This window comes from Natrinema sp. CBA1119 (genome assembly GCF_002572525.1).
Taxonomy (GTDB): domain Archaea; phylum Halobacteriota; class Halobacteria; order Halobacteriales; family Natrialbaceae; genus Natrinema.
Window position 1 is genome coordinate 15,203 of sequence record NZ_PDBS01000006.1, and the last position, 20,546, is coordinate 35,748.

A 20,546-nucleotide genomic window follows, 5' to 3' on the forward strand; every position below is an offset into this window, starting at 1 on the left:
ATCAGTCCCTATCCGATTGCAGTTGCGGTTCCATTTTTTCGACGTGCGCTACGCTCCAGAGCGATAGCGTCGGGTATCGCATAGACAGTTCTCTCACATCAGTTGGACACCGCGCTCTCCCAGCCGAGTAGGCCAAGCGTCACGGTGTTGCTCGAAAGACCGAGATCTTCCCTCTACTTATGGAATAATATGCAGAAATATTTATTATCACAACTGATAGCCTATGTAGTATATCCATGGACGGAATCAGCGAGTCGAGTACGCAGGCCAGAAAACAGCGACAACCATGTTTCCGAGGGGTTCGTATTGGCCTTTTCATCGGATTACTAACGATAGTTCTTCTTGGCACTGCCGCAGCCGGAGCTGCTGTACCTGCAACCAATGCGACAGCGATAGACACACAGATAGTCGACGATCCAGCGGCGTGGCCTAACACGGGATACGATGAACGGAATAGTCGTGTCAGCGACGGAACGCCGCCTGCGGAGGCGCCTGATAGAGCATGGTCATTTGACCTAGTTGAGAACGACACGGAGCGGCTGACTGATCCGATTATTGTCGAAGACACGGTTCTATTTGGAACAGAGTGGTCAAGTTCGGACACAGAACACGGATCACTCACTGCAGTTAACCTTACAACAGGTGATCAACGATGGTCGTTCGGTGTCAATACCGAACAGAAGTTTACCTATGATATTGCGACCGACGGAGAGACGGTCATAATCGGTGAGAACGATGCGCTCTATGGCGTTGATCTCAAAACTGGGACTCGAGAGTGGCAGAAGGACCACTCACGGTTTACGGGATATGGAATTACTTCTCACGAGGGGGTCGTATATACGCGACTCGGAGATCGAGGGAGCGTGCACGCGCTTGATCCGACTAATGGGACTTCTCACTGGAACACGCCACTCCCCAATATCGATGAGCAGACTGGCGAAACGAATGCACCGGCTGTCGGAAATGGGTCCGTCTACGTTGCCGGTTCGTGTTCCGTCTCCGATAGCGAGCGAAAATTCCTCTGTATTACTGCGCTGGACCGCGATACTGGGAACGTCAAGTGGCAGACTGTCAGTGATTCCGTAGAGTCAACTGGCAGCATCAGTGATCCAGTACTCGCGGACGGGACGCTCTATGTTCGCCTTGAGAAAGACTACCTCCGGGAATCGCCACAGCTGGTAGCGTTTAATATCTCGACTCGATCTGTCACTGACAGCCGCTCCGTCGAGTCGGGGGCACCGATAGCAGTCACCGAAGAGACGATCTTCACGACCGATTCTAATGGAATCGTTGCCATCGATCGTGAAACGACTGCGACCAGATGGACGAACGAAGGAACAACATCCGTCGTCGTTGGTGAGCAGGTACTCACGGTTGACGGAACTCAGCTTCGTGCACTGTCGTCGTCTTCAGGTGACGAGCAGTGGTCCACGTCGGTCTCGACCTCGAACATCGATGCGCTCAGTGCAGGCATGGCTGCCTCGAACGGAACAATCGTTGTGCTTGGGGAGATATCAGTGACGAGTATCGTGGCACTGCGGTCGCATTCACAGGGACAACAACTCCATCTGAGGAAATCCTGGTCGAGCCCGAGAATCCACAAGTCGGAACACCGGCCCGCTTCAACGCAAGTAGGATCACTGGGACGAACTACAGGTGGGACTTCGACGAAAATGGAACGACCGACGCTCGTGGTGCCGTTGTCGATCATCAGTTCGACACGTCTGGTAGGTTCAACGTGACGGTTACCGTCGAGACTGACGGTGGAGCGAGGCGGTTCGAACGGAGCGTTCGTGTCATCGAACCGTTGAACGTCGATCTGTCCGTGGAAAACAGGCACCCACAGCCCTACACGGATGTCGATCTCTCTGCCGCAAACAGTACTGGAACGGGGACACTCACCTACAAGTGGTCTAAAAACGGGGATTCGCTTCATCGCTGTGAGGAAATGGAGTGTACAGTTCCTTTGGGAGGTGATCCCGTCACTGTTACTCTCGAGGTTCGAGACGAAGCGGGGCAAGTGACGACGGAGTCCGTTCGGATCGAACCTATTGCGCTCGATCTGAACACGTCTATCGATGGAACAGCTACATCGAATCTCCATTATGACGAAACAGTACTTCTGAACGAATCATTCCAGATACGACCGGATACAAGTCAGCTATCTGGGGATATTTCCGTTCATAACCTCTCGGTTGTTGGACCAGCAACCGCAACAGGGACGATACCAGCGGAGATGACTGCAACTGAGGCTGGGCGAATTGAGATGACGATCGCATACGATGTTGACTCGGTCGATGAGCCAGTCAACCGAACGGTTGAACTCACCGCGGTTGAGTTGCGGGAGTCCGACAAAATGTTCGAGTATTCGTTCGAACCAGGTGCAGATACACGGCAGGCACGTGCCTCTTTCGCCCGCTTGCAAAGCGATCTCGTGGAGAATGACCTGCGAGACGTCTATCGACAGATCGAGCAGCGACAGGACGGACTTCCCGAGACAATCGTGTTCACTGCAGCGGATCCAGACCGACTCGATGACAGGAAGGAGGGATTAAACGGGTATGCGAGCTATCCAAACGAGATCTATTTAGATATGGAAGCCCACGAGAGGAGCGCCTTCTCGACGTACCGTCTCGAGGAAACCGCACGCCACGAGATTGCCCACATTGGTCAGAGCTATTTAGATGCTGAGAATCGAGATGACTGGAACTTCCTCATCGAAGGACATGCGGAGTTCGAGTCGAGTCTGACAGCTGAGACGATCGAGAACAAGCCCCCGAAAGAGGAGTTCCTGGACTGGTCATGGGAGCGTGACAAATATATGCAGAGCGCTGCGTTCGTCGATGCCTACTTCGCGGAGTATGGTCGGCAAACGTTCCTCGAGATGATGCGCAACTCACAGGGAACAGATATGCGAACAGAATTCAAGGAAGCCACTGGCGAATCATTCGACAGTTTCTACGACCGATGGATGTCGGGAGGCCCGAACGATCCCGCGACCCGCCGCGGCGATCTCCCCAAGGTCGCGTTCACCTATGTGGATGGTCAACTCCATGCTGAGGGACTCAGTTACACCACCGCAAATGTGATTGGAAATTGGGACCTTGACGGAGACGGTGAGACCGATGCTCGTGGAGAGACTGTCGACTGGCAACCGTCGGAGGCCGGACAGTATCCAATTACGCTGACGCTTGACGACGGGAACACCGAGCTCAGTCAAACGCAGGTCTTGCAAATAGCTACTACAGACACTAACCCCCTTGCGGAGTACGCGAATGACGAGGGCATTGTCGAGACTGGAGGGCTCCGTGACGCGATCAGCGATTGGCGGCGAGACAACGCTCAAACAGACCTGTTACAAAAGATTATCGACGCCTGGCGCACTGAAGAACCTATCAGCTAGTCTGCTACACTAACTACCGATCTATTGCGGATCGGCCCCATTTAGCCTCCGCTTGCGGTTGCGGACTCATTTTTTGACGCGCACTACATGCCGGAGCTATGTACTCGTCTGTGGATCGGCGAGGCGATGTACACTTGCAATGACAACGCGGAGACGGCCTCGCAGGAGTTCACCGTCGAAGAGCGCACTCTCGAGATCACTACAGCGTGGAACGTCCTATTTCAGGGCCTTCCCAACAGAGGCGTAGTTCACTGGTTTGTGGTGGCACACACAGAACACTCTTCATAGTCAGCTACCCACGGCTTTAGCCGTGGGCTTGTCAGTGGACATCCACTCCATTGCGGAAAACCGCACACCATTACTACTGCCGAAGACTATGACTGGCTCATCTGCAGATCTATTATCCGGCATTTCTGGTATCCTTAAGGGGTGTGCCCCTCAAAGTCGTCGATACTCCGCTGGAACGACGTGAGGAACAGAGATAAAATGTGAATTGACATGAGTAATAAGTATATACTGCTTCTGTATCTGTCTCCGTTTTCTCAGAAGAGGCAAAGACGGAGCTGACAAGACTGTCTCCAATTTGTCTTTGGAACACCGGCGCGTGCGCGTAGAGGAGAGATGGGTGCTGTTTGCATAACTATCTGGGGATTTTCACCAGAGATTTACAGATATTAACCATATCGTTGGAAAGCCCCTTGTCCTAACTATTCTTCCCACTCCACTGTCACCACAAAGCATATATAACACTCCCCGTAAGAGTCGATTACCCCTACCCACCCTAACCAGACTGAGTACCGCCGTGATGTCACGGCGGGAAAAGAATGGTTACCAAGAGATCAAGATAACTATGACAGGAAACCCATCATATCGCGAAAAGGGACGTGCCGTGTTCCTGGCCGCGCTTATGGTACTTTCCGTTGTCGCCATGTCCGCAGCGTTTGCGGGCGGCGCGGCAGCGCAAGTTAGTAGCGCTGACCGCACTGTCGAGGACACCGAACTCGCACCTGGTGAATCCACGACAGTGACGGTTGATGTACAGTTAGACCAAGAACAGAGCCTCTTCGTCGCTGAGAAGTTCGGTCCGGCTGTCAGTGCAGCCTCGATCAACAGCTCCGCAACGAACCCGTCCCCAGACTTTGATGGCGTTAACAACGCGAACACTGAACTGTTCGCTGACTGGGGCAGCGTCTCCGAAGTGACCCTCGTCTACGAGGTGACCATCTCGGAAAACGCTACCGTTGGTGAAGAGTACACCATCAGTTCCGCTAACGCGAGCGACGCCCAGCTGGGTACTGACACCATTACGGTCGTTTCCGACGACAACAACGGTGACGACGGCAACAATGGTGACGACGGCAACAACGGTGACGACGGCAACAACGGTGACGACGGCAACACCGACGCCGACGCCACGGTTGACCGCAGTAACCTCGATGGCCAAATCTACTTCGCTGGTCAGCAAATCGCTATTGAAGGCTTCAACGCTGGCGACCAGGTTCAGCTCCGGGAAGGTGACAGGGAAAGCAGCAGTCACCAGGAGAATATCAACGCAGACGACAGCGGTGTCGTCCATGTTGACACCTCCGGCTTCGATGGCGACTACCTCATCCGCGGTCCGGACGGGACGAACTACGGACCGTTCGAAGTGACCGAGCAGGATGTCGGGTTTGCATTCGACAGTGACGAAGTCAACACTGGATCGACCGCGAACCTCGTCTTCGAGGACGACAACCGTGGCGACACAGTTGACCTCTTGATCAGTACCGAAAACGATCTCGATGCTGACGAGCTCGCGTCCATCTTCGAGGATGCGAGTGTCCACGACGAGGATGACGATGTTGTCCGCGTCGAGGACGTCTCCGAGGACGACGAGATCGAAGCTAACTTCTCCGATGTTAATGCGGGCAACTACACGTTCACTGTTGAGGTCTCCGACACGACGGCCTCGGACAGTGCATCCATGAGCGTCACTGACGTTGATCGCACGCTCGAATTCAGTCAGGACACCTTCGAGGACGATCAGGGTGACATTGTCGAGATCTCCACTGATGTCCAAGGTCACGACAACTTCTGGATGACTCTCGAGGAAGAGGGCGTTGAGGATCCGTACGGACTCAACCTCTCGGTCTCCGACATTGATCACGAAGCACTTGACGGTGACTCGCTCACTATCGAGTTCAACACCTACGAAGCTGGTAACTCCGACAACGCAGTTGTTGCGAGTTCCGACAACGCGACGGTGACGGTTGAAGACGAAGAACTGCCGGCCGGCTTCGACTACTCCGAGAACCGTATCGCAAGTGGCGACTTCGAACTGGAGCTCTACGATGAGAACCCGTTCGATAGTAGTGACGCTGAAGCGATTGACATTGCGTTCGTTGCGCTCAACGAGCGGAGTACCAGTGGCCTGACCCACTGGATCGCACCTGGCGACGCTGAGTACGAGGACATGTCTGAGCGCCTCGACGCTGCCACCGAGCGCAGCACTGTTGCTCAGGAAGATCTGCTCATCGCCCAGGTGGAAGCCAGTGGCCTCGAAGGCTCCATCCAGGATGACAGTGACTTCGGCGCCAACGGCGTCCACTTCAGCATCAGTGACACCGAGTCCGCGCGCTACGGTGGAACTGACACCTACCAGATCCAGAACAGCGACGACCTGACGTTCGTCTCTGACCTCGAGAACGACCGGTTCTACGTCCTGATCGACGAGAGCAACCTCGACGAACTCGAGGCTGGCGAGACCTGGGAGTCCATGTTCGAGGTTACGGAAGACAACCCATACGTCGCTGACGAAGAGAGCGAAGAACTGGTCTCCGGCGAGTTCTCCGTCGAGGAGCGCTCCATGGAGATCGTCGGTGACTTCGCTGAAAACGAAGATGGCGACGAAATCCTGCAGGTTTCGCACTCCGAGAACGCGGAACTGACCGCAGAGACCAACATCGCGCCCGGTACTGACGTGCAGTTCCGCCTGCGCCACGACACCGAGATCAGCTTCGAAACGGCTGAAGTCGGTGAGGACAACACGGTCTCGCAGACTGTGAACCTCTCCGAACGTGTGGCTGGCGATGAATTCGACCTCCGCGTCCGCGACCAGGCTAACCAGAACAACGTCGACAACACCGGCGCTGTAATCGTCGCTGCATCCCAACCTAACATCACCGTCGAAGGTGACGCACCCTCTGAGGTCCAGGTTGGTGAAGACGCCACGCTCGACGTGACCGTCACGAACGACGGCGACGCCGCTGGTACTGTCGACTTCCACATCGACATCGACGGCGAGACCGTCCACCAGGAAGAGGTCACTGTTGAAGCTGGCAGCACGTACGACGCCAGTGCAGACTTCAACACCAGCTCCGAAGGCGACATCAGCTGGGAGACCCACGCTGGCGACGACGCCAGCGACTCCGGTACGCTGACCGTCACGAAGGGCGACGGCTCCGACGGTAGTGACGGCTCCGACGGTTCCGACGGTAGTGACGGATCTGACGGCTCCGACGGTTCCGACGGCTCCGACGGTGACGACGGCTCCGACGGTAGTGACGGATCCGACGGCTCCGATGGTTCCGACGGCAGTGACGATGGCACGCCCGGCTTCGGTGTCGGCGTCGCTCTCGTCGCACTCCTCGGCGCTGCCATGCTGGCACTCCGCCGTCAGAACTAAGCTGTAGAACTACCGGCTTCCGCCGGCCCCAATCTCCACGGTTTTCTTTTATAAGAAACCATACCTACCAGCGTTAGCTCTACCATCAACAGCGGAAAGCAGAAAAGCTTCCTGCCATAGTTCCTATACCTATATGACGAAATTATACGATCAGCTTGTTGAGAAACCTCGGACCAAGATCAGTCATAGTGACCTCAATTACGACGAACGAACAGAGCTACGACAGATCAAGATATTAATGTCTACTTTGCTTACCTCTTTAAAAATTTAGCACTGCAGTTAGAAGACAGGCTTTTCGCGACCATCACGGAATTCGCTGATCAGGTGGTTGATCAGAGGTCAACGTATTGACCTTCCCACTCTCGCCGGGCCTCAATCTCTCGTCGGCCTCGACTGGTGACGTTGTAGATGTTCGTTCGCTGGTCCTTTTCACTCTTATCGACCAGACCTTTGTCGACAAGGGTATCCAGGTTGGGATACAGTCGGCCGTGATGAATCTCTTTCTCGTAGTAGTTCTCCAGTTCGTCTTTGATCGCGAGGCCGTGAGGCTCGTCGAACCCGGTAATCGCGTACAGCAGGTCTCGCTGGAACCCGGTTAAATCGTACATGATATTTGTTCTGTTAGGATCCTTATCCAATAATAGCTCCGCTATCCCATAATCGTGCTCTTCGGGGCGACGGCTTCGAGCCGTCGGCGATGAAGATGGTGTGCGAGTTCGCACGTGAACTCGTGGAGGCGGTTGAAGTCGGCGTTGAAGTCATAGCGGCCGTTGTCTGTGCCGACGAGACCACAGTCGCGAAACCGCTTGAGGACTCGGTTAACCGTGTTACGGTAGTTGTCGCTCCGGTCGGCAATCTCGGAGACCGTCCGTGGCTGGTCGATGTAGTACAGCACCTCGAGTGCCTTGCCGGTAAGCAGCTCGTGGAAGTCGATATGGGAGTGCTGACGGACGAGGTCCTTGTAGAGTTCGACGGCACGAGCATCCGACGGGACGACCCATTTTCGGCGGCCGTCGCGTTCCGTGTAGACGAGCCCCTTCTCGACGAGGTCGGCGACGGCACGGGAGAGGGAGCTCTTGCTGTGGTCGAGCTTCGCCGCCAGCTCGGAGATCGTGTCGCCGCGGTCGACCGTGGCGAGGACCTCGAGTTTGATACGCCGGAGCACAGTGTCACATATTTCGAGTAATGTTACAGTCAGCAGGCACGGGAGCCGTCTCCATCCTCTCGCTCTTATGTAAAGCTGTGGAATGCCCCGATAACGAGACAATCAATGGCTGACTCGACAGATTCGCCAGCCAGAGTGAGTGAGCGAACGATACCGAAGGTGTGAGCGGCCTGTCCAAGCAGGGCTTGGAACAGGCCGCGGAACTTCCGTAGCCACGGTTGAACAAGCGAAAAGAGGCACTCAGCCTGGTTAATGTGGACGCCGTCGGGCGATACGTATCTCTCTTTGTGTACGACTGTTCGGTGGTCACGCTCCATTTCTCTGTAGGCTTGGAGTCCGTCGGTCCAGACCTCTCCCAGCGGCTGGGAGAGGTCTTCAACCTCCTGAATCACTGGTTCCAGATCACCGCCGAAGTCGATACCGAGCTGGCCGCGGATCACGCGAAGCGAGTCGCTGCACGCCGCGACGAGCGTCAACTGATCACCATGGCGGCCCCGCCAGCGTGAGCGGCCAGATTGGGACGAGCCGCCGCGAGAACGGCTGTTCCGCGGCGGCTCTTAGCCTTTGTAGCCCGAGCAGACTGTGCCAGATCCGTCGACTTGCGTCGGTCCATCGATGGTCTGGTCAAGGAGGCCCCAGACGACGGGGAAGCCGCGATCCATCGCGGCTTCCACCTCCCGAATCGCCGTGTGAACGGTTTTGTAGGTCCGACCGAGCAAGGGCGCGATCTGGTTGATACTGAGCAATGTATCGGCGTAGAGCGTGAACACGAGAAGCACCTCTCCAGTGGCGAGGTGCTTCTCGTGAAACGGCGTTCCGTAGGTGTAGACCGGCTTGAAATTGCAGTCACGGCACCACACGCGGTCGAGATGCGGCCACGTTTGAACGGAGGTGTGCCCGCACCGTGGACAGGACGTATTCTCCCAGAATTCCTTGAGTCGCCGCTCGATGCCCGCATCGAGCGGCTCCGTGTCAATCTCGACGACGCCCAGCTCGATCAGCTCTCGAAACAACGCGCCGAACGCCGGCTGAGCAGAAGATATACTCTCAGATTATGGCTGGCTCAGTGTAACTACAGGGTCTTTCCGTAGCTCTACACAAGAGCGCATCCTCTTAACCAACAAACGTATGGATTCGCGGATTGTGTTGGTTAACACGAGACGCTCTTATGTAGAACTGCGGAAAGCCCCGATAACGATACAATCAATGGTTGAATCGACGGATTCACCAGCCAAGTTGAGCGACCGAACGATGCCGAAGGTATGAGCGGCCTGTCCCAAGCCCTGCTTGGACAGGCCGCGGAACTTCCGTAGCCACGGTTGAACAAGTGAAAAGAGGCACTCAGCTTGGTTAATGTGGACGCCGTCGGGCGATACGTATCTCTCTTTGTGTACGACTGTTCGGTGGTCACGCTCCATTTCTCTGTAGGCTTGGAGTCCGTCAGTCCAGACCTCTCCCAGTGGCTGGGAGAGGTCTTCAGCCTCCTGAATGACTGGCTCAAGATCACCGCTGAAGTCGATACCGAATTTGCCGCGGATCACGCGAAGCGAGTCGCGGCACGCCGCGACGAGCGTCAGCTGATCACCGTGGCGGCCCCGCCAGCGTGAGCGGCCAGTTTGGGACGAGCCGCCGCGAGAACGGCTGCTTCGCGGCGGCTCTTGTCCCTTGTAGCCCGAACAGACTGTGCCAGACTCGTCAACTTGCGTCGGGCCATCGATGGTCTGGTCGAGGAGGTCCCAGACGACGGGGAAGCCGCGATGGATCACGGCTTCTACCTCCCGAATAGCTGTGTGAACGGTTTTGTAGGCCCGCCCGAGCAAAGGCGCGATCTGGTTGATACTAAGCAATGTATCGGCGTAGAACGTGAACGCAAGAAGTACCTCGCCGCAGGTGAGGTGCTTCTCGTGAAAGGGCGTTCCGTAGGTATAGACCGGCTTGAAGTTGCAGTCACGGCACCACACGCGGTCGAGATGGGGCCACGTTTGAACGGAAGTGTGCCCGCACCGTGGACAGGACGTATTCTCCCAGAATTCCTTGAGTCGCCGCTCGATGCGGGCATCGAGCGGCTCCGTGTCAATCTCGACGACGCCCAGCTCAATCAGCTCTCGAAACATCGCGCCGAACGCCGGCTGAGCAGAAGACATATCGCCAAATTAGGGCTGGCTCAGTGTAACTACAGGGTCTTTCCGTAGCTCTACACAAGAGCGATACGCCGTGACCCATGTCTTACTCGCCACCATCCCCACCGCAAGAAATCCCCGACGACGTCGTGGAGATGCTCAATGAGCAATCACCAGAGGTGCTCAAGCATATCGCCCAGTACGCCGAGGAGCTTGCCGAACATCGCGAACGCGAAGCCCGACTAGCCGAACAGGACGAGGAAGAACAGATCGAGGACCGACCGGAGGATCGTCCGGACGACGTCCCCTCGAAGGCTACAATCACGATCAAGGAGATCAACGACAACCGCTACTACTACTGGCAGTGGCGGGAAGGCGAGAAGGTGCGCTCAAAGTATAAAGGACCGGTCAGTCCAGACGATTAGCTAGTCTGGTTCTCTCGTGAACAACCCCCCTGATTCGAAGTGAGCTTAATCGCTTCTCAGAAGATTTGACACCCCTGATTCGGAATGAGCTTCAGTAGAAGGGTTCTAGGTAGAACGAACCTCATGATGCTTGATTAAATCTCGTAGGTCCCGTTGTGAAGTTCTGAAAGCCGTTCATCGCTCTCTACAACTGCCTTCATTACTACATCTTTGTCCTTGATAAGCTGGTGTTCCAGATAGACACCCTGTTTGTGTCCGCCACCGACCTGGTGAGACTCAGAGATTCCCATTAGCGCGAACGTGCTGAGAATCTGGCTCACTCGATCATATGAGAGAGGATCAGCACCGACGTCACCACAGGTCGTCTCGTATTGACTGTAGATACCAGAGGTGCGGAAGCGGCGATTATTCGAGCCAGTCAAGCGACCGAGAGTGTAGAGAACGAGTTTAGACTGTGGTGAGGTGCTCTCGATCGTCTCCTTGACTCGATTAACCTCTGCACGCTTGACTGCTTTGTCGACATGTTTTGGACTAACGACCTCGGCATCGGCGTCGTCAGCGATGTCACCAGCAATTCGTAGGACGTCGACTGCCTTTCTCGCATCACCGTGTTCATCCGCCGACCGGTCGGCAGTCTCGGTTATGACGCCGTCTTGAACGACACCATCATGGAACGCGTCTCGTCGATATTCCAGGATCTGCTCGATCTGATCGCTTTGGTATGGTTCAAAGACGAAGTCCGTCGTCCGCATTGAACTCTGAACGCGTGCGTTGAGTTTTTGTCCGAAATCGATATCGTTGCTGATAGCAATGATTCCGATATATGCATCGGTGTGACCAGCTTCTCGAGCCCGCGAGAGTTCATGGAGGAGCCCCTCAGCGTTATCAACCATGTCGATCTCGTCAAGGATGACAATGAGCCCATCGTAGTACTCGTCGATAATGTCGTAGGCGTAATCGTAGTACTCGGCGGAACCTAAACCGATACGAGGGATATCTATATCAGAATCAGATTTGTCGCTTAGCGCACGAGCGATTGTTCGGGCCACTCGTGTTTCGGTATTATTCTTCTTGCACTCAACGTAGACGCTTGCAGCGGGAACGTTACGTGCCGTGGCAGTATCAACGAGACGGTCGGACACGTGACGGCTGACAAGTGATTTTCCAGTTCCGGTTTCGCCATAAATGACGACGTGGTTTGGTTGTGATTCGTGAATGAGGTGTCGGATTTCTCCAGCTACCGATTGGATTTCCGTGTCACGACCGACGATGCGATCAGGGCCAGGAACTGTTCCAATTGAGAGTAAATCTCGATCTGCCCAGATCTGAGTTGAAGAACCGTCTTCATCGCCCTCCCGAACGAACAACGGGTCATTTGCCGGATCGTCCGAGTCTTGTCGTTGGATTTCCTCCGAGGCCGACGAGATTTCAGAAGCAGAACTGCCCTCCCTGTTTGTATCGAAATCATCCAGCTGCTGGTCCGTGATAGACGAATCACCTCCACCATCTGGTTCTTCATTGTCTGTCATAGATTCATCCTGGGAAGGAACCTACTTAGTCGTTACTCCCCTCGTTCGGAATGAGATTCGTTGGATATCGGTACTAAACAGCGGAAAATCGATAGGTGCCATCACCATACCTGATGATACCCGATTCAGAGTGAGCTATTTCCTAGAACGAGAGGATTGCCAGCAGCTCAAATGATCAGCGGGTTCAGATCAACCCCCTCGTTCGGAATGAGGTAGTACAAGTTGGTCCATCATCCAAGGATTGGCAATGCTGTAGAGACCCCCTGATTCGGAGTGAGCTACCACCGAACTAATGGACGATATTGATGCCAGCTTAATCAAGATGGATGTAGATTGGAGTTGGAAGGACACACCCCCCTGATTCGGAATGAGATCCCGTAAGACTAACCATATGGGCGCGATCTTCTAATAACCAACTAGGCGGTCCTTAACTAGGACGAGTCATTCTCTCCAAATCGAAAGACAGCGTAGACTTTCAAGATTAACCGTCTAGTTATAACCCTAGCTTTATTACCTAGCCAGACTAAAATTCCACTAAGTGAGATACAGCATTAGTTAGGAGTATTCGTGAATACACCTAACACTGGAAGTACAGCTCTTCTATCCCTTGAATTGAAGCAGTAAATTATACGTCGAGAGCGTATATCCGATCAATCCATTACTGAAACCTTCTCATCGGGTGGAAATTCACCTTCTAATCAGGCGGTATATAGGGTATCATCTCATTCCGAACGAGGGGGGTGTGTGGTTCCACTCGTATCTTGTTGTAACTACAGGGGTAGAATGAGGTGATCTTAGTCGTTCGTGTCTTAGCCAACCTTCGTCGAGTATCCGACCGATCCCATCCCAGAAATGATACTCTCGACAGCTTGGACCAGTTCCACCTCATAATACGATGAATCATACTGGTTCATATCTTCGTGAGCAAGGGCGACACGTTCTCGTGACGCCTTCTCGTCGTCGACGCCTACGAGATTTCGACGCGGGTCAACAATCCCGGAAACGACAATCCGCAGGTTATCGGGCCGCTGGACCACGAGCAGTCCGGACTCGGTGAATTCAGTTCGGGGTAGCTGTCGAGTTCCTCGTCGTTACTGCATTGGCGATGCAGCTGCCGAATCGACGAGTGAATACTCTCGATCTCGACTCGTGCCTTCCGCTTTGAGGAGGTTGTACTGAGCCATCTTGGAGAGGTACGTCCGGACGGTCCGTTTCGTTCGAGGGTCATCGACGTCCTCGGAATAGCGCTCGTGGATCTCGCTCGGCCCGACCGGGCCGTGCTCGCGCACGATGTCGTAGACGACGCGCTGGTGCGGAGTGAGTGAGTCGAGGCTTTTCTGCTTAATCTGGGCGCGGGCATCCTCGGCGGCGTCCAGGAGGATGTCGTCGGTGATGCGCTCGTGGTTTTCGCGATCGGCCTTGCTGGCGGCCGTTCGAAGGATGCCGATAGCGAGGCCCTCGGCAACGGACGGTTCCACACGACGCTTCTGTCGGCCAGCGGAGCGAACTGCCGATACTGTGACTATCGTCGGGCGTGCGATGTCCGCCATCACCGCAAGCGGGAGTTCGTCGACGAGGTTCACAAGGACGACGCAGCGTACGTTCCGCTCCGTGTTCGCGACGACGAGGACATCGAGGCGGTGATGAGCGATGACTGAGGACCCCGAGGAGATTCAGCTCACAGAGGAACAGGAGGACGCGCTCGTCCAGGGCCGGAACGTCGCGATCACTGCCGGCGCCGGGACAGGGAAGACGACAACGCTCACCGAGCGGTACGTGACGATACTGGCCGAGAACCCGTCACTCACGCCCGAGAACATTGTCACGATCACCTTCACGCGAAAGGCTGCTGCCGAACTGACTGAGCGCGTTCGGGAGGAGGTGTACGACCGGCTCGAGGCTGTTGACTCACCAGAGGCCTACCACCGCTGGCGAAACGTTCTCGACGACCTGGAAGACGGCTACGTCCACACCATTCACGCGTTCTGTACGCGGCTCTTGCGAGAACGGGCCGTCGAGGCTCCGGTCCCGCTCGGCTTCGACGTGCTCGACGAAGACGGCGCCGCGACACTCCAACGCGAAGTCGTGACGGAGTTCCTCGAACGCAACCAGGACGATGACGACGTGGAGCTCCTTGCTCAGCTTTGGAGTCGTGACCAGCTGGTCGATGTACTCACTGGACTACTCGATGAGCGCCCACAGAGCGAGTCCGTCCTCAAGGAGTGGCGTGACGCCGAGGTCGACGACTACGTCGATATCTGCTGGGAGGTCGTTTGTGATCTCGACGTCGTCGACGCCCGACAGACGCTGTATGCGGACGGACTCCTTGAGCGGCTACGCACAGTCGCGGGCCGCGTCGACCGCGAGGCCGCTATCGGCGACGAGGACGGTTTTCGGGCCTACCGGACCTTCACCGAGGTCGCGGCGACACTCTCGGACGACCAAGAGGAAAGCGATCCCCGCGACTGTCAGCGGGCAATTCTCGAGCTGTACGAGGCCTGTGAGAAGAAGAACGGTGGCCTGTACAGCAGTTCGGGGTACGTCGTCGGTGACCGGGACGAGTGGAATGAGTACGGTGACGTCTACGACGACCTGAAGGACGCTATCGACGCGGTCATCGCGGCCGTCGAACCGCACGCGGATGCAGTCGAGACGACACCCGGTGAGCTCGAAGCAAACAGCGCCCATTACGCGCTGGCTCTGATGCGGGTCTTCGATGACGTCCTCGCCGCCTATGCCGACGAGAAAGAGCGTCGCGATACGCTCGACTTCCCCGACGTGATCGAGACGACGCTCAAGTTCTTGCGAGCTAACGATGCGGTCACGGAGCGGCTTCAAGACCAGTTTGCGGCCGTGATGGTCGACGAGTTCCAAGACACGGACCCGCGCCAGTGGGAGCTGGTCAGGCTCCTCACGGGCGTCGACGAGCAGACGGCGTCGAACGTCTTCCTGGTCGGCGACGAGAAACAGAGTATCTACGGATTCCGTGGGGCCGACGTGACGACGTTCGGGGCGGCGAGAGCGGAACTCCAGACTGTCAACGAAGCCCGTGGGGTCGACGACGTCCCTGACAGCGAGGCCGAGAGTCCGACCGCGCTCGAACTCTCTGGGAACTTCCGGACGCTGGACGAGCCGCTGTCGTTCCTGAATGAGCTCTTCGAGTACCTGTTCCAACCGGAGGGGGACACCCACAAACCCTACGAAGCGCCACCACAGACGCTGACCACACAGCGCGACCGAGTCGAAGACATCGAGGGACTCACCGGCAGCGTCGAGTATCTCGCTGTGCCCGACGACGCCGACACGGCGGCGGAACTCTTCGGCGGTGACCATCCGGTTGCTGAAGGTGCGCTCGACCACACCATCGAGGCCGAGGCGCAAGCGCTCGCTGTTCGACTGACCAACCTGTTCGACGATCCACCGACAGTCCAAGACCCCGACACGGGTGTTCATCGCGACGCTACGCCGGACGACACGGCAATCCTCCTCCGCCGGCGAACCCATCTGGATCGGTATCAGCGGGCCCTTGAGGAGTACGACATTCCCTATACTGTCGTCGGTGGCGTCGGATTCTATGATACGCCCGAGGTCCAGGCGCTGACGAACCTACTTCGGGTACTTGGTGATCCGCAGGACGACGTCTCTCTCTATGGGGTGCTTCGGTCCCCGCTGTTTGGCTTCACCGATGACCGCCTCGCTCCGGCAGTTGCCGAGGCTGATTCAGTGTGGGATGCACTCGCCGAGACGGACGATCCACAGCTCGCGGATGCTTTCGACCTCCTCACGACATGGCGGACCCTTAGTGGCTGCGCGACGCCGTCTGAAGATGGCGTCCTCCCGTGGAACCGTCTGTTGTCCCGAGTGATCGACGACACGGGGTATCTGGCGAGCGTGAGTGCTGACGAACGCGGTTACCAGGCCGTCGCGAACGTCGAGAAGTTCCGCGACCAGGTCCGTACTTGGAGCGAGAACGGTGTTCACACAGCTGCTGGGTTGCTCCACCGGATCGACCGCCAAGCAGAGATCGACCCCCGAGAAGGGGAGGCTGACATCCCCGGCGATGTGGAGGGCGTCCGGATAATGACGATTCACGCCGCGAAGGGACTCGAGTTCCCAATCGTCACTGTTCCCGATCTCGGAAGTGACCTCAATTTCGGGCGGTCCGTCGATGACCACGGCTATGTCCGCCTCGTCGAGGGGACGACTGATGCTCCACCGATTCCTGCCGTGGGTGGTCCCCACCCCAACGATGCGTTCTCAATCGAGAAGACGGCAGTCCACGAATATGCTGATCGTCGCTCGCTCCCGCAAGAGCGTGCGGAGTCCAAACGACTGCTCTACGTGGCCTGTACCCGAACCCGGGACCACCTGCTGCTGTGTGGAACACACGACATCGATATCGATGAGTCTGGCCACATCGAACTCGGTGAGCCAGATGATTTCGACGAGGCCAGTCGATGGCGGGATTGGCTCCAGCCCATTCTGTTTGACGACCATGAGCTAGTCGCTGAGGCTTTCCACGATGGAGCTACAGACGCTCGAATTGGTGATGCCCCATACACCATTCAGGCGCCACCTCGGCCGGTTGAATGGCAATCTGAGGCTCCGACTGAAGAGTTAGACCCTGCGATTACTGTCCCTTCCCCGCCGGAACGTCAGGCTGCCGTTCGCGTTGCCGCGACGACCCTCGTCAGTGCTGTTGCGGATGCCTCCGAAGACGGACACAGCTACACGTCGGGGGATGGGACAGTCGGATTGAGTCCCACCACCTTTGGAACTGTTGTCCATCGGCTCAATGAGCTCCGTCCCCCACGAAAAGAGTGGCCCTCGTTTATTCGTCAATTGAGTCGTATGGGGAGCGAGGAACCGACGGATGACGATCTCCAAGCGGCCGTGAGCCATGCCCAGGATGCGATCCGGTTCGTCGATGAAACTGAGGCGGACCTCCCACTCGAAGCGACCTATGACGAGTACTCAGTTGTCGCTCGTCTTGATGATTCCCGCATAGTGGGTGATATTGACCGTCTTCTGGTCACTCCTGATGCGTATCATATCATCGACTACAAGACGAACGATCTGTCGTCGACGACGACTGATACCCTCGCTGACCACTATCGGCCGCAAATGCTTGCCTACGCTCTCGCGCTCTTCCAGCACGATCCCGCCCGGCAGGTACGTGCTTCACTCCGGTTTACCGATGTTGGGGTGGAAGAACGGTTTGAGTGGCAACGGAGTGAACTGGCTGATATCGAATCTGAACTTCGCTCTATGTTGGAGCTCGTCTCCTGAGCCACATTTACTGATTCTATCAAAACTATTCTAGAGTAGTGAACTATTCTGGAATAGCGTGTAGCTTTGGAATAGAATACTATTCGGACTATTCACCACAGAGTTAAGTTGAGAGGGGTTGATACTGCTGAATAGTATGAGTGGCTCAGATAGCAAGAATAGCATAGATAGAACGAATAGCCCAAATAGCCCATATGATTCGGTACAGACCGATGGGAACTCTCGGGCTGTTTCGGTGTGTATGCTGAAGGGAGGCGTCGGCAAATCGACGATTGCGGTCAACCTCGCCCGACAACTGGCCGCACACGAACACGATGTCCTCCTCATCGATCTTGACCCGAACGGCCACGCGTCCGTGGGGCTGGGGTTTAACGACCAATACCACAACACCGAGGAAACCATCGGCGACGTCTTCTTCAACGATGCTGACCCGACTTCAGTTGTCTACGATACCAGCTATGGGTTCGATATCCTCCCGTCCAGCGAAGACTTAGAACAGGTCGAGCGGGAGATCGTCGTCGGCGACGTATTCCAACCCTCTGCGCTGCTCAAACGGGAAGTCGTCGACCCACTCCTTGGGGACACGTACGATTATATCGTCACAGATTCGCCGGCGTACCGTTCCCGACTCACGGACAACGCGCTCGTCGCGACGGCGAACTTGGTGCTTCCGCTCGCCCCGGGGAACGAGGCGATGGCCGGCTTGGAGCGAACCATCGAGCGACAGATCTCACCGCTTCGGCAGCATATGGACGTCGACGTTCTGTCACTGGTTCCGAACATGTTGAGCGGCCGTATCGACCAGCAGACTCAAGATCGACAGCTCCTCGAACGTCTCAACTCGCACGATAACCTCCAGGACCGCATCCCGAACTTTGCGCGGATTACGGACTGGGAGGCTGTCGACGCCGGCGATCTCAAACCCTCACCGGGCATCCGTGACCGTACCAGCATCACAAAGGCCTATGGCGAGCGCAAACCCCTGCTGGACTACGACCCTGACTGTGACCAGTTGCAGTGTTTCGACGAGTTGGCGCACATCGTCGAGGCAGGTGAGGTGGTCCGCCATGTCTGACGACGATCCGTTTGCCGACCTCGGGGAGACACTCGAAGATGAACCGGACGACGAACCCCAGGATACGGATGACGCATCTGAATCGGGAGGCGACGAGGAGACGCCCTCTCAGGAACCCGTCGAACGACAAAACCCGATGACCGATTCAGCGTTCAGCTATGAGGCCGCTAAACAGCGGCCTTTCTACGCCCGGGAGGCTACGATCGAGGACTTCGATTCCTGGCTGAAGTATGAACTGGAACGCGAGCTCAACCAGCAGGGCTACCAGAACATCGTCGTTCGGGAAATGACTGATGCTCTTCTCCGAACCGTCGTGGAGGAAGATCTCGTAGACGAAGTGGCCGAACGATTCGAACAAGCTCGCGAATCTGCTTCTTCAGAATCGACTGAATAGCGTACTATTCCAAAATAGAAAGCTATTCTACAATACCCCAACAGCAACCTCAGAATAGTCTGATTCCGCCTCTATACGGTGAACTCAGTTGAGACCGCCGGCTCAGTTTTGATATAGCGATATATAATTTATAAATCCGGTTTCTTGGCTATTAACACTACTACCGCCAGAATTCGGAACTTTAGGCAAATACGCGTCTGGGCGTGATTACACTGGTAATCACGACCACTTTGAAGTACCCCGACGCCGTCGGTGAAGCACGAATGCTGCAACCGCCTCATGACGCCGCTTCCCCCAGGGTAGAGTCGCTGAGAGAGGGTGTCTTTCTGCAATTATCGAGTGGGTTCCGAATTCATCTTCTCAGCCGGAAGCCCTATCACGAATTATCTATAATTCGTAACCGAGATGTCGCACTCACCTCCCCGGTCGGGCCAGCCACCCATTCAGCAGCTTCAGACGGTCGTCGATCTTCTCGAGACGCCGGCACTCGCTCAGATTTACGCCCATATTTTGCAGCACGGTCCCATCACCGTTTCCGAGATCGTCGACGAACTCGATATCCCACAGGGGACCGCCTACGACTACGTCCAGAACCTCGAAACGGCTGCCTTAGTGGAGAAAACTCGTGAGCAGCGCCCGTACGAATATGACGCCGAGTCGATTGCACTCACGCTCTCGACGGATGGTGAAACCCAAACGATCACGCCGGCACTTATCGCTGCGGTTGCCCGCCGTGATGAGGATGAAGACATTGATGTCTACATCGAGCGCCATAGCCTCGACGGTCTTGCTGTCGCCCTCGAGTACGCCTCCGAGTACGTTGATGGCACGGTTAACCACCGGATTGCAGCCCGGGAACTTGACCTCTCACCGCTTGAAGCCGAGATCATCCTCCAGGCGCTGGAACCGGTTGCTACCGAATACGCCGACGCAACTGCATGACGACGGTCTATATCGCCGATACTGGTGTCTTTGTGCGGTGTGGCGGTCCGGGCAAGGACAAATTCCAACGGCTTCGTCGGGCGCTCCGACAGGTGAATGTCTCGTTACGTATTCCGCAGCGTGTTTACGAAGAGCTCGGGGGCGATCCTGCAGCAGACGCGTATCCCTCGGGGAACATTCCCTATCCCGATGGATTCGAGGAGGGCTGGATCGTCGTCGCCGACGAGCTCGACTACACCAATCCACTCGTTTCGACAGTGATGGACGAGGCGCGCCGGTTCATCGCGAACGAGACCGACCGCGACGAGGATATCACCGAGAAAGCGGATACGGCGCTCGTTGGGCTCGCTGCGCAACTGCTCGATGCCGGGGAGGCAGCCAACGTTGTTCTCTTGACAACCGACAAACCGGCGGGACGGGCAGCCGAGGCGCTCCTCCCTCAACACGGCTTCAGCGACCGTATCGAATTTCGGTACATCAGCGTCGAATATCTCGAGACGATCACAGCCAACGGATTTCGGTGACGCAGCTCCGAGGTAA

At 56.2% G+C, this 20,546-nt stretch carries 11 protein-coding genes and 8 pseudogenes; 12 read left to right on the plus strand and 7 right to left on the minus strand.

Features of this window, described 5'->3' with window-relative positions:
* Positions 1-236 precede the first annotated feature (236 nt).
* The 4 genes and pseudogenes from CP556_RS21785 to CP556_RS21795 all read left to right on the plus strand — a co-directional run.
* Positions 237-1,598 (plus strand): annotated as a pseudogene (locus tag CP556_RS21785) (outer membrane protein assembly factor BamB family protein); the annotation flags it as partial.
* Positions 1,580-1,729, plus strand: a pseudogene (locus CP556_RS27405) (hypothetical protein); the annotation flags it as partial. The pseudogenes CP556_RS21785 and CP556_RS27405, both read left to right, overlap by 19 nt.
* A gap of 9 nt (positions 1,730-1,738) precedes the next feature.
* The gene (locus CP556_RS21790; RefSeq protein ID WP_141551741.1) at positions 1,739-3,403 is read left to right on the plus strand and encodes a hypothetical protein; all 1,665 of its coding nucleotides are present in this window, start codon (positions 1,739-1,741) and stop codon (positions 3,401-3,403) included.
* Positions 3,404-4,253: 850 nt separating this feature from the next.
* Positions 4,254-7,067 (plus strand): BGTF surface domain-containing protein, encoded by a 2,814-nt coding sequence (locus CP556_RS21795; protein ID WP_255291566.1) that lies wholly within the window; start codon positions 4,254-4,256, stop codon positions 7,065-7,067.
* 332 nt (positions 7,068-7,399) lie between these two features.
* Here the strand turns inward: CP556_RS21795 and CP556_RS21800 are convergent, their stop codons facing one another.
* The 4 genes and pseudogenes from CP556_RS21800 to CP556_RS21815 all read right to left on the minus strand — a co-directional run bounded on the left by CP556_RS21800 (position 7,400) and on the right by CP556_RS21815 (position 10,376).
* A complete protein-coding gene (locus CP556_RS21800; RefSeq protein ID WP_098727772.1) occupies positions 7,400-7,675 on the minus strand; it encodes a PadR family transcriptional regulator in 276 nt (91 codons plus the stop codon).
* A gap of 47 nt (positions 7,676-7,722) precedes the next feature.
* A pseudogene (locus CP556_RS21805) lies at positions 7,723-8,232 on the minus strand (MarR family transcriptional regulator); the annotation flags it as partial.
* 65 nt (positions 8,233-8,297) lie between these two features.
* Positions 8,298-9,275, minus strand: a pseudogene (locus tag CP556_RS21810) (IS1595 family transposase).
* A gap of 123 nt (positions 9,276-9,398) precedes the next feature.
* A complete protein-coding gene (locus CP556_RS21815) occupies positions 9,399-10,376 on the minus strand; it encodes an IS1595 family transposase (protein WP_098727773.1) in 978 nt (325 codons plus the stop codon).
* 77 nt (positions 10,377-10,453) lie between these two features.
* Between CP556_RS21815 and CP556_RS21820 the strand changes: the two genes are divergently transcribed.
* Positions 10,454-10,777, plus strand: coding sequence for a DUF6788 family protein (locus tag CP556_RS21820; RefSeq protein ID WP_098727774.1), 324 nt, complete (start codon positions 10,454-10,456; stop codon positions 10,775-10,777).
* A 134-nt stretch (positions 10,778-10,911) separates the two neighbouring features.
* On the opposite strand, the gene CP556_RS21825 is transcribed toward CP556_RS21820, so the two are convergent.
* Positions 10,912-12,306, minus strand: a complete 1,395-nt coding sequence (locus CP556_RS21825; protein WP_098727775.1) for a Cdc6/Cdc18 family protein — start codon at positions 12,304-12,306, stop codon at positions 10,912-10,914.
* Positions 12,307-13,087: 781 nt separating this feature from the next.
* A pseudogene (locus CP556_RS27410) lies at positions 13,088-13,277 on the minus strand (type B DNA-directed DNA polymerase); the annotation flags it as partial.
* Here CP556_RS27410 and CP556_RS27185 point away from each other — a divergent pair.
* Positions 13,266-13,379: pseudogene (locus CP556_RS27185) on the plus strand (SOS response-associated peptidase); the annotation flags it as partial. The pseudogenes CP556_RS27410 and CP556_RS27185 overlap by 12 nt on opposite strands.
* Positions 13,380-13,397: 18 nt before the next feature.
* On the opposite strand, the pseudogene CP556_RS21840 reads toward CP556_RS27185, so the two are convergent.
* Positions 13,398-13,760: pseudogene (locus tag CP556_RS21840) on the minus strand (BlaI/MecI/CopY family transcriptional regulator); the annotation flags it as partial.
* On the opposite strand from CP556_RS21840, the pseudogene CP556_RS27415 reads away from it, so the two are divergent.
* From CP556_RS27415 to CP556_RS21870, 6 genes and pseudogenes are all read left to right on the plus strand, one after another.
* A pseudogene (locus tag CP556_RS27415) lies at positions 13,758-13,964 on the plus strand (hypothetical protein); the annotation flags it as partial. The pseudogenes CP556_RS21840 and CP556_RS27415 overlap by 3 nt on opposite strands.
* Positions 13,957-17,595 carry a UvrD-helicase domain-containing protein gene (locus CP556_RS21850; protein WP_098727776.1) on the plus strand — a complete coding sequence of 1,213 codons (3,639 nt, stop codon included), beginning with the start codon at positions 13,957-13,959 and terminating at the stop codon, positions 17,593-17,595. The pseudogene CP556_RS27415 and the gene CP556_RS21850, both read left to right, overlap by 8 nt.
* Positions 17,596-17,731: 136 nt before the next feature.
* Entirely contained in the window at positions 17,732-18,670 is a 939-nt protein-coding gene (locus CP556_RS21855) for a ParA family protein (protein WP_098727777.1), read from the plus strand.
* The gene (locus tag CP556_RS21860) at positions 18,663-19,064 is read left to right on the plus strand and encodes a DUF7970 domain-containing protein (protein ID WP_007344000.1); all 402 of its coding nucleotides are present in this window, start codon (positions 18,663-18,665) and stop codon (positions 19,062-19,064) included. Before CP556_RS21855 ends, CP556_RS21860 begins: the two co-directional genes overlap by 8 nt.
* Positions 19,065-19,469: 405 nt before the next feature.
* Positions 19,470-20,006, plus strand: coding sequence for a DUF7437 domain-containing protein (locus tag CP556_RS21865; protein ID WP_098727778.1), 537 nt, complete (start codon positions 19,470-19,472; stop codon positions 20,004-20,006).
* Positions 20,003-20,530: a PIN domain-containing protein gene (locus CP556_RS21870; RefSeq protein ID WP_098727779.1), complete on the plus strand. Its 528-nt coding sequence runs from the start codon at positions 20,003-20,005 to the stop codon at positions 20,528-20,530. Before CP556_RS21865 ends, CP556_RS21870 begins: the two co-directional genes overlap by 4 nt.
* Positions 20,531-20,546 lie beyond the last annotated feature (16 nt).

Excerpts from the sequence above, each read along its gene's own strand:
- CP556_RS21795 (WP_255291566.1), top strand. The coding sequence starts at position 4,254 with ATGACAGGAAACCCATCATATCGCGAAAAGGGACGTGCCGTGTTCCTG.
- CP556_RS21800 (WP_098727772.1), bottom strand. The coding sequence starts at position 7,675 with ATGTACGATTTAACCGGGTTCCAGCGAGACCTGCTGTACGCGATTACC.
- CP556_RS21815 (WP_098727773.1), bottom strand. The coding sequence starts at position 10,376 with ATGTCTTCTGCTCAGCCGGCGTTCGGCGCGATGTTTCGAGAGCTGATT.
- CP556_RS21820 (WP_098727774.1), top strand. The coding sequence starts at position 10,454 with ATGTCTTACTCGCCACCATCCCCACCGCAAGAAATCCCCGACGACGTC.
- CP556_RS21825 (WP_098727775.1), bottom strand. The coding sequence starts at position 12,306 with ATGACAGACAATGAAGAACCAGATGGTGGAGGTGATTCGTCTATCACG.
- CP556_RS21850 (WP_098727776.1), top strand. The coding sequence starts at position 13,957 with ATGACTGAGGACCCCGAGGAGATTCAGCTCACAGAGGAACAGGAGGAC.
- CP556_RS21855 (WP_098727777.1), top strand. The coding sequence starts at position 17,732 with ATGAGTGGCTCAGATAGCAAGAATAGCATAGATAGAACGAATAGCCCA.
- CP556_RS21860 (WP_007344000.1), top strand. The coding sequence starts at position 18,663 with ATGTCTGACGACGATCCGTTTGCCGACCTCGGGGAGACACTCGAAGAT.
- CP556_RS21865 (WP_098727778.1), top strand. The coding sequence starts at position 19,470 with ATGTCGCACTCACCTCCCCGGTCGGGCCAGCCACCCATTCAGCAGCTT.
- CP556_RS21870 (WP_098727779.1), top strand. The coding sequence starts at position 20,003 with ATGACGACGGTCTATATCGCCGATACTGGTGTCTTTGTGCGGTGTGGC.